The organism is Brevibacterium sp. MGP-B1, assembly GCF_057766545.1.
In genome coordinates this window covers 2,970,294-2,984,605 of record NZ_CM173407.1, presented here as the reverse complement: position 1 = coordinate 2,984,605, position 14,312 = coordinate 2,970,294, and the positions used below count along the sequence as shown (strand labels likewise).

General features: G+C 65.7%; 10 protein-coding genes. 6 read left to right on the top strand and 4 right to left on the bottom strand.

The window, feature by feature from the left end; all coding sequences use genetic code 11:
- The first annotated feature begins 4 nt into the window (after positions 1 to 4).
- From AC3CD9_RS13645 to AC3CD9_RS13625, 5 genes are read left to right on the top strand one after another with little or no spacing between them, the layout of a single operon-like run.
- The gene (locus AC3CD9_RS13645; protein WP_488364420.1) at positions 5 to 1,468 is read left to right on the top strand and encodes a DUF3375 domain-containing protein; all 1,464 of its coding nucleotides are present in this window, start codon (positions 5 to 7) and stop codon (positions 1,466 to 1,468) included.
- Positions 1,465 to 2,274, top strand: a complete 810-nt coding sequence (locus AC3CD9_RS13640) for a DUF4194 domain-containing protein (protein WP_488364418.1) — start codon at positions 1,465 to 1,467, stop codon at positions 2,272 to 2,274. The genes AC3CD9_RS13645 and AC3CD9_RS13640 overlap by 4 nt, the downstream gene beginning before the upstream one ends.
- Entirely contained in the window at positions 2,271 to 5,804 is a 3,534-nt protein-coding gene (locus AC3CD9_RS13635) for an ATP-binding protein (RefSeq protein ID WP_488364417.1), read from the top strand. Before AC3CD9_RS13640 ends, AC3CD9_RS13635 begins: the two co-directional genes overlap by 4 nt.
- Entirely contained in the window at positions 5,801 to 7,156 is a 1,356-nt protein-coding gene (locus AC3CD9_RS13630) for a Wadjet anti-phage system protein JetD domain-containing protein (protein ID WP_488364416.1), read from the top strand. The genes AC3CD9_RS13635 and AC3CD9_RS13630 overlap by 4 nt, the downstream gene beginning before the upstream one ends.
- Positions 7,143 to 8,309, top strand: a complete 1,167-nt coding sequence (locus AC3CD9_RS13625) for an MFS transporter (protein WP_488364415.1) — start codon at positions 7,143 to 7,145, stop codon at positions 8,307 to 8,309. Before AC3CD9_RS13630 ends, AC3CD9_RS13625 begins: the two co-directional genes overlap by 14 nt.
- A 23-nt stretch (positions 8,310 to 8,332) precedes the next feature.
- On the opposite strand, the gene AC3CD9_RS13620 is transcribed toward AC3CD9_RS13625, so the two are convergent.
- Entirely contained in the window at positions 8,333 to 9,412 is a 1,080-nt protein-coding gene (locus AC3CD9_RS13620) for a Fic family protein (RefSeq protein ID WP_488364414.1), read from the bottom strand.
- Between the two features lie 355 nt (positions 9,413 to 9,767).
- On the opposite strand from AC3CD9_RS13620, the gene poxB reads away from it, so the two are divergent.
- The gene (gene poxB / locus AC3CD9_RS13615; RefSeq protein WP_488364413.1) at positions 9,768 to 11,483 is read left to right on the top strand and encodes a ubiquinone-dependent pyruvate dehydrogenase; all 1,716 of its coding nucleotides are present in this window, start codon (positions 9,768 to 9,770) and stop codon (positions 11,481 to 11,483) included.
- Positions 11,484 to 11,678: 195 nt separating this feature from the next.
- Here the strand turns inward: poxB and ribH are convergent, their stop codons facing one another.
- The 3 genes from ribH to AC3CD9_RS13600 all read right to left on the bottom strand — a co-directional run bounded on the left by ribH (position 11,679) and on the right by AC3CD9_RS13600 (position 14,274).
- Positions 11,679 to 12,149: a 6,7-dimethyl-8-ribityllumazine synthase gene (ribH, locus tag AC3CD9_RS13610; protein WP_488364412.1), complete on the bottom strand. Its 471-nt coding sequence runs from the start codon at positions 12,147 to 12,149 to the stop codon at positions 11,679 to 11,681.
- A 63-nt stretch (positions 12,150 to 12,212) separates the two neighbouring features.
- A complete protein-coding gene (gene ribA / locus AC3CD9_RS13605) occupies positions 12,213 to 13,634 on the bottom strand; it encodes a GTP cyclohydrolase II (RefSeq protein WP_488364411.1) in 1,422 nt (473 codons plus the stop codon).
- A complete protein-coding gene (locus tag AC3CD9_RS13600; RefSeq protein ID WP_488364410.1) occupies positions 13,627 to 14,274 on the bottom strand; it encodes a riboflavin synthase in 648 nt (215 codons plus the stop codon). The genes ribA and AC3CD9_RS13600 overlap by 8 nt, the downstream gene beginning before the upstream one ends.
- Positions 14,275 to 14,312 lie beyond the last annotated feature (38 nt).

Sequence of the window (14,312 nt, the reverse complement as noted above, 5' to 3'; positions counted from 1 at the left end):
TCCTATGTCCGCCCTGTCATCCGCGCTCGCCTTTCGGCGACTGCTCGAATCGAATGCCACCCTGCGCATGCTCCGGGCCGACAACCTCGCTGTCATGGCCGGAACCCTCGACGCTCATCTCGGCAAGCCCGGCACCAGGATGAACACCGAGGATCTGCACGAAAGCATCGACGCCGACCTCGAAGAGCTCCGCGACCACTTCGACCTCTCGCTGCGGACGGCGAAGGCCTACTGCGATGACTGGCGTCGCGCCGAAATCCTCGTCCGCCGTCCCGCCACCGCCGCCAGGGGCGAAACCTACGAACTCTCCGCCGCCGGCTTCGATGCCATCCGCATGCTCGAGCAGCTGCGCACCCCACCACAGACCGCCACCGAATCCCGGCTGGTCAGCCTCGCCCAATCCGTGCGACAGCTGGCTATCGACACCGACCCGGACAGCTCCCGCCGCCTCGCCTCCTTGCGCGCCGAACGCGACCGCATCGACGCCGAGATCGCCCGTGTGCGCCGCGGCGATCCGCGCTCCGTCGTCCTCGACCGGCGCCGCGCGAACGAACGCGTCTCCGACATCCTCCAGCAGGCGCAGGGACTGCCCTCCGACTTCGCCCGCGTGCGCGCAAGGTTCGAAGAACTCAATCAGGAACTGCGGGTCTCGATCCTCGCCGCCGAGGACTCCCAGTCCCAAGTGCTCGACGAAGTGTTCCGCGGCGTCGACCTCATCGAGTCATCTGACGAAGGTCGGACGTTCTCGGCGTTCTCCGCCCTCGTCCGCGACCCCGAACAGTCCGCGGCCTTCGACGACGACATCGCCGCCATCCTCGACCGGGACTTCTCCGCCACCCTCTCTCTGGCCACCCGCCGTTCCCTGCGCACCCTGATGCGCCAGATGAAGGACGGGTCTCACGAGGTTTCGGACATCCTCACCGAGTTCGCCCGTGGACTGCGCCGCTACGTCCACTCCCACGAATTCCAACGCGACCGCGTCATGCGCACTCTCCTCCAGGAGGGTCTCGCCGCGGCCGCTCCCGTGTCGCAGGAGCTCAAACCCTACGACGAGATCGGCATCGACCTCGAACTCTCCAGCGTCTCACTCGGCAGCGTCGGTGAGGTCATCCTCCATGATCCCGAGGAGTTCGACGCCGGAGCGGAACTCGGCGAGGCCACGGACTCCGAGATCGACTTCGCCGAACTCATCGCAGTCGCCCGCGAATCCGAAATCGACTTCGCCGAACTCACCGAGAACATCAACTCCGTCGTCACTTCCGCCCACGAAGCCTCCGTCGCGGAAGTGCTTGAAACCTTCCCCGCCACACAGGGCCTCGCCAGCGTCGTCGGCCTGTTGTCCCTGGCCAGCACCTATGGCCACGTCGATGTCGGCAACCGCGAAATCCTCACCTGGGCCGGCATCGACGGCATCGTCCGCACCGCCGCGATCCGCCGCCACTACTTCACCGAAGGCATCACCCTATGAGCCCCACCCACCACGACAACGACACAGCTCCCGCCGAGGTGGGGGCCGCCTCGGCGATGGAATCCACCGATTCCGCGGACGACCTCAGCCGCAACCCCAGCGGTTTGTGGTCCGGCGACACCGGAACGCTGGGAGAGCGCACTCGCCGAGTGCTGCTCGAACTGCTCAAAGGGCCGTATGTGTCCGGGACGCAGGCCCCGCAGCTGTGGGCCGCTCTCGTCGCGGACGAGGGCCTCGTCCGTTCGCGCCTGCACGATCTGTTCCTCGACCTCGTCATCGACCGGGTCGACGAATTCGCATTCACCCGCAAGATCGTCACCGACGAGATCGACGCGCCCGCCGCGGTGCGCAGCGAACGACTCACCTTCCTCGACACGGCAATGCTGCTGGTGCTCCGGCAGCTGCTGTTGGCCGCGCCGGGGGAGAAGCGTGTCATCGTCGATCGCGAAGAGGTCTATGAACGACTCGCGATCTACCGCACAGGGGACGAATCGACCTTCCAGCGCAATCTCAACGGCGCGTGGTCGCGGATGAGCAACCGACTGCGTGTGCTCCACAAAGCCGGTGAAGACCGCTTCGAGATCTCTCCCATGGTGAAGTTCCTCATCGACGAGGATCGCGTGCGCGAGCTCATCGCCGTCTACGAACGCATCGCCGCCGGTGAAGCCGATGCTGGAGAAATCGACGCTGACGAGATCGATGACGGTGAGGACTCCATCGCCGAGGCGGTCGTCGACAATACCGCCACCGATGCATCCGATGCCGATAGCGACATCGACGCCGACACCGAGGAGGACGAAGCGTGACAGAGGCACTCTTCCCGCTCGATGCCGCCTTCGTCGCCGACCAGGCGCGTGCTCGCGGAGCGAACCGGCCCGACGTCGGCAGTCAGTGGCGCCTGAGCGAGATCCAGATCGCGAACTGGGGCACCTTCGACGCCGACATCCACCGCATCCCCGTCTCCCACAAGGGCCACCTCATCACCGGTCCCTCGGGCTCGGGCAAGTCCTCCCTCCTCGACGGAATCGCCGCAGTCCTCACCCCGGACAAGTGGCTGCGCTTCAACGTCGCCGCTCAGACCGCGGGCGCTCGCCTCGACCAGCGCAGCCTCGTCAGCTACGTCCGCGGGGCCTGGACTCGCACCGCGGATTCCGAAGAGGACCGGGTCGTCAGCAAATATCTGCGCCCGCGCGCCACCTGGAGCGGAATCATCCTCCGCTACGACAACGGCAGCGACAAGCCCCTGTCGTTGGCCCGACTCTTCTTCATCAAGGGTTCGGGCACGAAAACGACGGACCTTTCCGACGCTTGTGTCCTCGAGCGCGCGGACCTCGACCTCTCCGACCTGCAGCACTATGCGCGCTCCGGACTCGAGACCCGCAAACTCAAGGCCGACCATCCTGATGCGGTGGTCACCTCGAACGGCCACCACGGGAAGTTCTATGCACGGATGCGCAAGACCTTCGGCATGGCCGACGAGTCCGCACTCCAGCTGCTGCACAAGACACAATCGGCGAAGAGCCTGGACAGCCTCGACCGGCTCTTCCGAGACCATATGCTCGAAAGTCCGGTGACCTTCGACCTCGCCGAGACTGCCGTCGCACAGTTCGGTGACCTCAAGGACGCTCATGACCATGTCGTCGAACTGCGCAAACAGCGCGATCATCTGCTGCAGCTGCGCGAAGCCGCCTCCCGTTTCGAGACTGCCAACGACATCGCCGCGAAGTCGATCGCGCTCACCGAAGCTCTGCTGCCGTACCAGAAGCGGCGCGAGCTCGATATCCTCCGCGCCGACCTTTCGGCGCTGACCAGGCAGATCGTCGAACTCGAAGTCACCGCCGACCGCGCCAAACGTGAATTCGACGCCGCAGTCGACGAATACGACTTAGCCCGACGGGCCACTTTGGAACTCGGTGGTTCCGAGGCCGAACACCTTCAGCAGCGCATCGACACCGCCGAAACCGAACGCCGCGCCATCGCCGAACGTTGGTCTGGGCTGGCTCGCCAGCTTGAGCAGGCCGGCATCGAGCACGCCCCGACCACGGCCGCCGAATTCGCCGAACTGCAGGCTCAGATCGCCTCCAACCTCGACGACGACACGCAGGTCGCCGGACCCAGCCACGCCGATCACGACCGGTTCTCTCAGGCGCGGGCGAAGGTCCGCGAACTCGAAGGGGAGATCGAATCCCTGCGGCGGTCCGGATCGACCGTGCCGAACAACCTCATGACGATCAGGTCCGAGCTCGCCGCCGGCACCGGACTGAGCGAGAAGGCGCTGCCGTTCGCGGCCGAACTCATCGAAGTCGACCCCGACGAGGCCCGGTGGACGGGTGCCATCGAGAGGGTGCTGCGGCCCATGGCTCTGACCGTCCTCGTCCGTTCTGAGAACCTCTCGGCCGTGCGCACCTGGGTGGATTCCCACCGCATCCGCGGACGCCTCGTCTTCGAGGAGATCCCGCGCTCAGTGCCGAGCCCCCGCCCCGTGGGCAGTGAGAAGTCGCTGGTCAACAAGGTGAATGTCAGCGACACCGGCTTCGGCGACTGGGTCCGGACCACCTTGTCCGAACGCTTCGACTTCGCCTGTGTCGACCACCCGGACGAACTCGACGACCATCCGCGCGCCGTCACCGTCAAGGGCCAGGTCAAGACCTCACGGACCCGGTACGAGAAGGACGACCGGCGGGCCATCGACGATCGCAGCCAATGGGTCCTCGGCGACCGCGAAGCGAAACTCGAAGCCCTCGTCGAATCCCTCAAGGAGGCTCAGTCGGAACTGGCCGCGGCCGAACAGGTGGTCGCGGCTGCTGATGCCGAAACCGCACAGGCTCACCGTCGCCGCGGCATCCTCGCCGGTATTCGCGAACAGTCCTGGCGCGACGTCGACCGAGACGGGGCGGCCGAGAAGGTCGCGACTCTCGAGCGGCAGCTGGCCGAACTCGAAGATGCCGACGGCGACCTGCAGCAGGCGATCGGCGCCGAACGCGAAGCCAAGGCGGTCAAGGACGCGGCCGAGACAGCGAAGAACGAAGCCGACTATGCCCTTCGCCGGGCGAACGAGGAATCGACGGGTCTGCGCTCGAACATGACCCGGATCGAGGACGACGTCAACGCAGGTCGGGTGGCGGAAGTCGAGGGCCACCTCGGCGAACAATTGGACGAACGGTTCCGGAAGAACCAGCGCAGCATCAAGCGGGAGAACCTCGCCGAGGTGGGCCAGCAGGTCTCGCAGGTGCTGCAGGAGGAGAAGGACCGGGCGCAAGCCGATGCAAGTCGGTCGGGGCAGTCCGTGACTCGGTTGGCTGCCGAGTTCAAGGCCGCGTGGCCGTCGGTATCGTCCCAGCTCACCGCGGAAGTCGATGATCGTCGCGCCTACCTGTCGATGCTCGATGAGATCCTCGCACACGGCTTGCCCGATCATGAGAACCGTTTCCGGGATCTGCTGCAGCAGAGGTCCCGGGACCTCATAGGCGAACTCCTCAACGAGATCCATGCCGCCCCGCGTGAGATCGAGGACCGGGTCGCGCCGATCAACTCCTCCTTGCTGCGGTCGCAGTTCGACGAGGACCGGTACCTGCGGCTGAAGGTCAAGACCCGGCGGTCCGAGACCGTCAACGCCTTCATCGCCGATCTCCGCCTCGTGGCAAGCGGCAGCTGGGGTGAGGACGATATGGAGACTGCGGAGAGGAAGTACGACACCCTCGCCGAGGTGATGCGCCGATTCGCGTCCAGTGAGCACGTCGACAAGGTCTGGAAGACCCAATGTCTGGACACACGGCTGCACGTGAGCTTCCTCGCCGAAGAGATCGACGACCACGGGCGCGCACATGCCACCTACGATTCGGGTGCGGCGATGTCCGGCGGTCAGCAGCAGAAGCTCGTGATCTTCTGCCTGGCGGCAGCGTTGCGGTATCAGCTCGCCGACCCGGATGAGGCGATCTCGAAGTACGGCACGATCATCCTCGACGAGGCCTTCGACAAAGCAGATACGCGGTATACGCGTATGGCCTTGGACATCTTCATCGAGTTCGGATTCCACATGGTGCTGGCGACTCCGCAGAAGCTGCTGCAGACGATCGAACCCTATGTGGGAGCGGCGACCTCGATCGAGAATCCGAGCAGGCAGAAGACCCTGACCTCGACGATGGTGTGGGACGAGACAGAGCGCGGGGAGGCTTCTGGAGCGGAGTCGGACTCGGAGTCAGTATCGGCCGACGGTGCGGACGAGGAGCCGGCTGGATCTGGTGGGATCGGTGACTCCAAGGGTTCGGACAGTTCCGAGAGTGTCCGTGTGGCCGGTGAAGTCGAGCTTGAGTTCGAGGAGTCGGACGCCCGATGACGATGCTCCCCGTCGCCGAGGCTCGGACGAAGGCCCGTGCTCGCCTGAGTTCGTCCATGGCCTCGTGGGCGGCGGAGGCAACAGGCGAGGTGCGTGTTGAGATCGCCCTCAAACCACCGACGGAGAAGCAGGTGCTCTCCGATCAGGCTGCTGCCGCCGACTGGGCCGGCAGTTGGCGGACGGTCCGGGAGCATGCGGGGGCGGCAGCCGCGGGCGCACCTGCAGAACTCGAGATCGATTGGGAAGAACGCAGCTGGGCCCGCGTCGGCAGGCAACGCGTCCCGGTCCGACTGCGCCTGATGACCCCTGATGCAGTGGCCGCTTTCGTCGGCGGCGACACCGCTCGAGAATGGCGGAGACTGCGAGACCGTGCCGTCTGCATCCGGCAGCGATTCGGGTCCGTATCGAACGGCACCGCAGCGACTCGCGACGCAGACGCGGAGGCCAACTCGGACGGGGACTCCCTTGCCGCAGCGATACGTTCCCAGTCGAAGCGAATCCTCTCCTTGTCCGACGCCGCATTCGTTACTGTCATCGACGTCGTCGACTGGCTGAGTACCCATCCGCTGGGGTCGCTCCGGCCCAGACAGCTGCCCATCCGTGGGGTGGACTCGAAGTGGTTCGAGACCTACCGCGGCCTCGTCACTGCCCTGCTGATCGGGATCGGCCACGCCGGTGCCGTGACCGTCCTCGACGCCGAACCGCGACTGCGCATCCTCGACGCGACCCTGATCGGTAGCGCGGATCACGAGGTCATCGCCGATCGCACCTCGGTCAGAGCAGCCGCCGCGCCCCTCGACGACGTGACCGCTCCGATCTCCCAACTCGGTCGACTGCCCATATCGCCGAGGCTGGTCTTCGTCTTCGAGAACCTCGAATCCGTGCTCGCCATGCCGGAATGGCCGGGTGCCGTGGCCGTGCACGGCTCCGGCTATGCCGTCGACGGGGTCGCTCGACTGGACTGGATCGCCGGTGCGCGTGTGATCTATTGGGGCGACCTCGACTCCCATGGTTTCGCGATCCTCAACCGCCTGCGTAGCCACCTGCCGGAGGTCGAATCCGTGCTCATGGACGAAGCAACTCTGCTCGCACACCAGGATCTCTGGGTGCCGGAACCGAAGCCGAGCACCGGCACTTTCGCGCATCTCACCGGCACCGAAGCACGTGCCCTCGAACGACTACATGCTGAAGGAGGCGTCCGGCTCGAACAGGAACGCATCCCCTGGGATGCGGCTCTGAACCGTCTGCGGACCGCGGCCGAGGTGGAGACCTCGGGTCACCTCGGCGAAGGAACGGGACGTGGCGTGGGAACGGAGCACCGCCTCGGCGAGGGCCTCGATGACGACCGATAAGCCGCGCGGGGGACTGACCGCCCTCTGCGTCGCCGAACTGGTGTGCTGGGGCCTGCTCTACTATTCCCTGCCGGTGGCGGTCACTCCGATCTCAGACGATATGGGCTGGAGCCACACGACGGTGACGGCGGCGCTGACAGTCGGGCTCATCGTCTCAGCGCTCATGGGACCCAGCGTCGGGCGGATGCTCGACCGGCACGGGCCGCAGTTGATCATGGGCGCGGGCGCGGTAATCGGGGTCGTCGCACTCGGACTCGTCGCGGTCGCGCCGAACCTCTTCGTGTTCTTCGCCGCCTGGGTCCTCGCCGGATTCGCCCAGGCGGCGACGCTCTACCCACCGGCTTTCGCCGTCATCACCCGCTGGTACGGGGCGGAACGAACGAAGCCCCTGACGACGATCACGCTCGTCGGCGGGCTTGCCTCGACGGTCTTCGCCCCGATCATCGCGTGGCTCATCGACAGCCTCGGCTGGCGGGGAACCTACGGTGTGCTCGCCGGACTGCTCGCCGCACTCGCACTGCCGATGCACCTGTTCTTCCTCAATCGGACCTGGACCGACGAGGCGGCCGCATCCACGGTGAAGCCCAGTCGGGCCGAACTGCGCCGCGTCACTCAACACCCGCGCTTCATCACCCTGCAGATCGCCGTCGCGATCGCCACGTTCACCCTCTTCGCGGTGACGATCAACATCATCCCGCTCATCATCGAACGCGGTGCCGATTACAGTCTGGCGGCTGTCGCCCTCGGCCTCGTCGGCTTCGGTCAGGTGGCCGGTCGATTCGGCTACCCGAGTCTGGAACGGCACTCGTCGACACGGTCGCGGACGGTCATCCTCTTCGCCTCGGGCGCGGTCGGTCTGTGGCTGCTCGCCCTGGTTCCCGGCCCGATCTGGCTGCTCATCGGCATCGCCATGTTAGGCGGTGGAGTGCGCGGCTGCATGACATTGCTGCAGGCCACGGCGGTGTCCGACCGGTGGGGGACGAGGAACTTCGGGGCCGTCAACGGCGTCTTCGTTGCCCCGATCACCGCGGGCACGGCGCTCGCACCGGTCGCGGGTCCGGCGCTGGCCGGGGTACTCAGCGGGTACCCGATGATGGCGGTGACCATGGCCGGGCTGCTCACGCTGGCGACCCTGCTGTCGGCGCGGACGTGAGCGGTGGAGCGGTGCGTGGTGGGTCAGGAAGGTCGGGTCAGCGCCTTCAACAGTCGTGAGTTGATGAAGAGGCGGTCTCTGCCGACTTTGACGGTCTCCAGCATCGACTGGGATACGAGCTCGTTCAGCCATTTGGAGGCTGTCGGTCGAGAGACATCACTGCGTTCGATGACATCGACGATGCGGCAGTAAGGGCGTTCGAACAGCAGGTCGAGCACGTCGGAATTGGCGCCGACTGTCGTCTTCGCTCTCATCTCGTTTCGGAAATCTTCCTGCAGTGCTTGAATCTCGTCGATGAGACCGAGGGTCAACTCTGCCGTTTGCCGGACTCCTTCGAGCATGAAGAGTATCCACTCCTCCCACGCCGAATTCTTCGTGACTTCAAGCAGCAGCCGATAGTACTCGTTCTTGTTTTCGATGATGTACCGGGAGAGGTACAAGACCGGTTCTCTCAGAAGCTCGAACTCGATGAGCATGAGGATGTTGAGTATTCGCCCAGTGCGTCCGTTCCCATCGGGGAACGGGTGGATGGCTTCGAAGTGATAATGAGCTGCCGCCATGACTACCAGAGGATCGAGCTCGTGGTGCCCGTGGACGAAACGTTCCCAATCGTCGAGCATTTCGGCAATGACGACGGGGCCATCTGGTGGGGTGTACCGAACAGTGTGCGCGACGGGGTCTCCGATGAAAGTCCCCGGAAGATCGCGGATCTGCATGTCTCGACCATTGACGCTCGAACAGACCTGCGTGGCAGTGGTGGTGGACAGAGGCCGAGAATTCAGCGAAGCGATTCCTGTATACAGCGCGGTCCTGTATCGGAGCGTCTCTCGGGTAGCAGGGTTGGCATGAGTTCCCTCGACTGATGCGAGCTGAAAGAGTTCGTCTGTGGTCGTCACGATGTTCTCGATTTCCGAGCTCGCCTGTGCTTCGAGCAGTGTGACCGCGTTGAGCAGAATCGACGGATTGGGCAGACGATGCACCGCCTGGTCAAGTGCGGCCAATCCGGCTCGCGCCTCCGTTGTCGACTTGAGGACGTCCCTGGATTCGAGACTCTCAACGGGTGGGTTGCTCAGTTCGTTGTATGGCTCAGTCGGTGTCCACATGTGATAAGTCTATTGCCACGTTTACGAAACGTGTAAAAAAAACGGCGAATTTTTTACACGTTTCGGAGATATGGAAAATTGCTTGACACATCATCCGGGCACATCTGCGACCCTCCTGGCAAGCACCTCGTCGGAGGATTCCGTGCATGGGAACCCATCCGTCAGCGCCGCCTCGGCGAGGTTCTTCCCTGACCGAAAAGGAGGTTATTCCCGCACTGGAGGGTGAGGAATCGGACAGCCGCCCTGGTGGACTTCGGGGCTAGACTGAAAGCGCGGTCACGGCCCCGAGAGCGGGGCCGCCCCCTGCCGGGGCTGTGAATGCACCCCGGTGCCATGGTTCAACGGAAGGAAGTCAATGCCCACCGTCGCCAGAAACATCGTCGATACCCTCGTCGCGAGCGGAGTCAAGCGCGTCTACGGCATCCCGGGAGACTCGCTCAACGGATTCACCGATGCCCTCCGTGTGAACCCGCAGCTCGAATGGGTCCATGTCCGCCACGAGGAGGCCGCTTCCTTCGCCGCCAGCGGCGAGGCCGCCCTGACCGGTGAGCTCGCGGTCTGCGCCGGCAGCTGCGGGCCCGGCAACCTCCACCTCATCAACGGTCTCTTCGACGCCCAGCGTTCGCGAGTTCCCGTGCTGGCCATCGCGGCACAGATCCCCAGCGACGAAATCGGCTCGAACTACTTCCAGGAGACCCACCCGACCGAGCTGTTCCGTGACTGCAGCGTCTACGTCGAGAACGTCTCCTCGGCCGAGCAGATGCCCCGCCTGCTGCGCATCGCCATGCGAGAAGCCATCGAGAAGCGCGGCGTGGCCGTCCTCGTCATCCCCGGTGACGTCGGCCTGGCCGACATCGATGCCGCCGCCGAGGAGGTCCGGGCCTACCCGTCGCACATGATCCCCGCGGAGTCCCAGGTCGAAGCCGCGGCCAAGGCGCTCAACAAGGGCAAGAAGACGACGATCCTCGCCGGTGCCGGCACCGAAGGCGCCCATGATGAGCTGCTCGCCATCGCCGAGAAGCTCCAGGCCCCGATCGTCCATACGATGCGCGGCAAGGAATTCGTCGAACCCGACAATCCCTACGACGTTGGCATGACCGGCCTGCTCGGATTCTCCTCCGGCTACGCCGCGCTCAAGGACTGCGACACCCTGCTCATGCTCGGCACCGACCTGCCTTACCAGCAGTTCTATCCCGAGGACGCCACCGTCATCCAAGTCGATGTGCGCGGATCCCAGATCGGGCGGCGCACGAAGGTCGACATTCCGCTCGTGGGAACGGTCGCCGACACAGTTGCGGCGCTGCTGCCGAAGATCAAGGCCAACCGCAGCAGCACGCATCTGAAGTCCCTGACCAAGCACTATCAGAAGACCCGCAAGGACCTTGACGAGCTGGCCACACCGTCGAAGCGGACGATCCACCCGCAGTACCTGACCCGGCTCCTCGACGAGATGGCCGATGACGACGCCGTCTTCATCCCCGATGTCGGATCACCCGTGGTGTGGGCGGCCCGCTACCTGACGATGAATGGCAAACGCCGCCTCATCGGGTCCTTCAGCCACGGGTCGATGGCCAACGCCCTGTCGCAGAGCGTCGGCGTGCAGTCGGCGTTCGAGGACCGGCAGACCATTGCGCTCGCCGGTGACGGCGGACTGGCCATGCTGCTCGGTGAGCTCATCACGCTCACGCAGAACAAGCTGCCGGTCAAGACGGTCGTGTACAACAACTCCTCGCTCAACTTCGTCGAGCTCGAGATGAAGGCGGCCGGTTTCGTCACCTTCGGTACCGACCTCGACAATCCCGACTTCTCCACCATCGCCGAGGCGGTCGGGATCAAGGGATTCCGTGTCGAGAAGTCCAAGGACCTGCCGAAGGTCGTCAAGGAATTCCTCGCCTACCCTGGGCCTGCGGTGCTCGACGTCGTCACCGAACGTCAGGAGCTGTCGATGCCGCCGTCGATCACAGTCGAGCAGGCCAAGGGCTTCGCTCTCTACGCGATCCGCACAGTGCTCTCGGGCAAGGGCGACGAACTCATCGACCTCGCCCGGACGAACATCCGTCAGCTCTTCTGAGCTGAGTAAGGTCGCGGGGCCTGCGCCGCCGGCGCAACCTGCGGCACAGCACGATAAGTGTGCGCAGATTGCCATTTGGGACACCCAAACGGGCAATCTGCGCACACTTATCTGTGGGGAAGCAGGTTCTGCGGTCCGATCGGTCTGAGGAAGCCGGGGTCGGCCGACCCGCTCGCCCGAGGAGGCCCCCGCCGCTCAACCCAACGTGTAAGGCGCCAGTGCCTGAGCGGTGACGAGGGCTGCGGTCATCGCCTCATGGCCCTTGTCCTCGACCGAGCCCTCGAGCCCGGCACGGTCGAGTCCCTGCTGTTCGGTGTCGCAGGTCAGGACGCCGAATCCGACCGGCTTGCCGGAGTCGATGGCGACCCGGTTGAGGCCGTCGGTGGCGGCTTGGCAGACGTAGTCGAAGTGCGGGGTGCCGCCGCGGATGACGACTCCGAGGGCGACGACCGCGTCGAAGTGCGGTGCCAGGCGGGCCGCGGCGACGGGCAGTTCGAAGCTGCCGGGCACACGGATGAGCGTGGCGTCGGCTCCGCCCTCGGCGGCGGCGCGCTGGGCCCCGTCGACGAGCCCGTCCATGATCTGGGTGTGCCAGGAGGCGGCGACGATGGCGACGCGCAGGTCAGCGGCGTCGACGGTGAGTTCTGGTGCTCCGGAATGAGCCATGATCGTGTCCTTTGTTCGAAGGCTCCGCAGAGCCTGGTTCGTGTCTCTGTGTGGGGCCGAGGTTCAGCTGGCGACGGCCCCGGCTGTGCCCGAGCCAGTACCGGATGTGCCTGTGACCTCCGGCAGCGAGAGCACATGGTGCATGCGTTCGCGCTTCGTGGCCAGGTAGTGCGTGTTCTCCGGCCGCGCCGCGACCTCGAGCGGAACCACAGCTTCGACCGTGATGCCCAGCTCTTCGAGAGCCGAGGTCTTCGCCGGGTTGTTCGTGAGCAGGCGGATGCGAGTCAGCCCGAGTGAGCGCAGAATGGTCGCCGCGGCACGGTAGTCGCGGGCGTCGTCGGTGAACCCGAGCTCCCGGTTCGCATCCACGGTATCCCGCCCCTGATCCTGCAGAGCGTAGGCGCGCAGCTTGTTGCTCAGCCCGATTCCGCGACCCTCGTGTCCGGTCAGATAGAGCACCGCCCCGCCGTGTTCGGCGATGAGGCCGAGCGCCAGGTCGAGCTGCTCACCGCAGTCGCACCGGTGCGAACCGAAGACATCCCCGGTCAGGCACTCCGAATGCAGCCGCACGAGAGGTGCCGGACCCGCTGTGTCGTAACCCGGGGACCCCGCAAACACGCCGAGGTGGTCATGCCCGTTGATCGTGAACGCGCGGGCCCGCAGGCTACCGTGCTCCGACGGCAGAGCCACCTCCGCGGTCGCCTCAACCGGTTCGTCCCCACCAGGGACACCGGCGACGTTCACCGAGGCGGCCGCCTCAGTGCGGGAATCGTCCGAAGCCGACGACACGGCAGGGGCCGAAGACACGCCCGGGACCGCTGCAACGGCCGCCGCGGAGTCGTTCGACTCATCCGCGTCCCGCAACTCGAGGTATGCGATGAGCTGTTCGATCGAGACCATGACGAGGTCGTTGGCGTCGGCGAAGTCGCGGACCGCGTCGAAGCGCATCATCGACCCGTCGTCGTGGACCACCTCGGCGATCATCGCCACCGGCTGCGCACCGGCCAGGCGCGCGAACTCGACTCCCGCTTCAGTGTGACCTGGACGTTCCCGGACCCCGCCGTCCTTCGCGATGAGCGGGAAGATGTGGCCGGGCCGCGAGATCGCCGCCGGATCCGGATCGGCGGTGGCGAGGACTCGACCGGTCTCGGCGCGTTCGGCGGCGCTGATGCCCGTGGTCACCCCGACCGCGTCGCAGCTGACCGTGTAGGCGGTGCCCTTCGGATCCTCGTTGTCGGTGACCATCGGCGGCAGACGCAGGGCGGCGGCTCGGTCGGCGGTCATGGGTGCGCAGATGACGCCCGAGGTGTGCCGGACGAAGAAGCCCATCGTCGTGGGATCGGCGAACTCGGCGGCCATGATGAGGTCACCCTCGTTCTCCCGGTCCTCATCATCGACGACGAGGACGGGCCGGCCGGCGGCGACGGCTGTGATGGCTGCATCGATGGGATCGAGGCGGCTGGCGTGAGCGATGGGATCAGTCATGATCGACTCCTTGCTGGGTGTTGGTGCGGAAGGACAGGAGGCGTGCGGTGTACTTCGCGAGCACGTCGACCTCGACGTTCACGGCCGCGCCCACCGGCAGCTCGCCGAACGTCGTGTGCGCCAGGGTCGCCGGAATGAGGCCGACCTCCACCCACGCCGAGGATGCGCTCGGTTCGGACACGGCCGTCAGTGTCAGCGATACCCCGTTGAGGGCGATCGAGCCTTTGATCGCGGTCAGCGGTGCGAGGTCGTTCGGGATCCCGATGCGCAGGGTCGACCAGTCGGGTCGGTCGATGCGGTCGAGGAGTTCGCCGCGTCCGTCGACGTGTCCTTGGACGACATGGCCGTCGAAGCGCCCCGAGGCGGGCGTGCAGCGTTCCAGGTTGACGCGGTCGCCCGTGGTCAAGGTGCCGAGTCCGGTCAGGCGCAGGGTCTCGCCCATGACCTCGGCGGTGAAGAGGCCGGGACGCTGCTCGGTGGGCCGCCTCGTCGAGGTCAGGCAGACTCCGTTGACGGACAGTGAGCCGCCGAGGTCGAGGTCGGCGACGAGGGGGCCGGCGTCGATGGTGATCTCGGCCGAATCGTTCGTGTGCTCGATGGACTCGACGGTGCCGAGTTCTTCGATGATTCCGGTGAACATGTGACTCCAGATTCTGAGGCGGTGGTCGGTGATGGCTG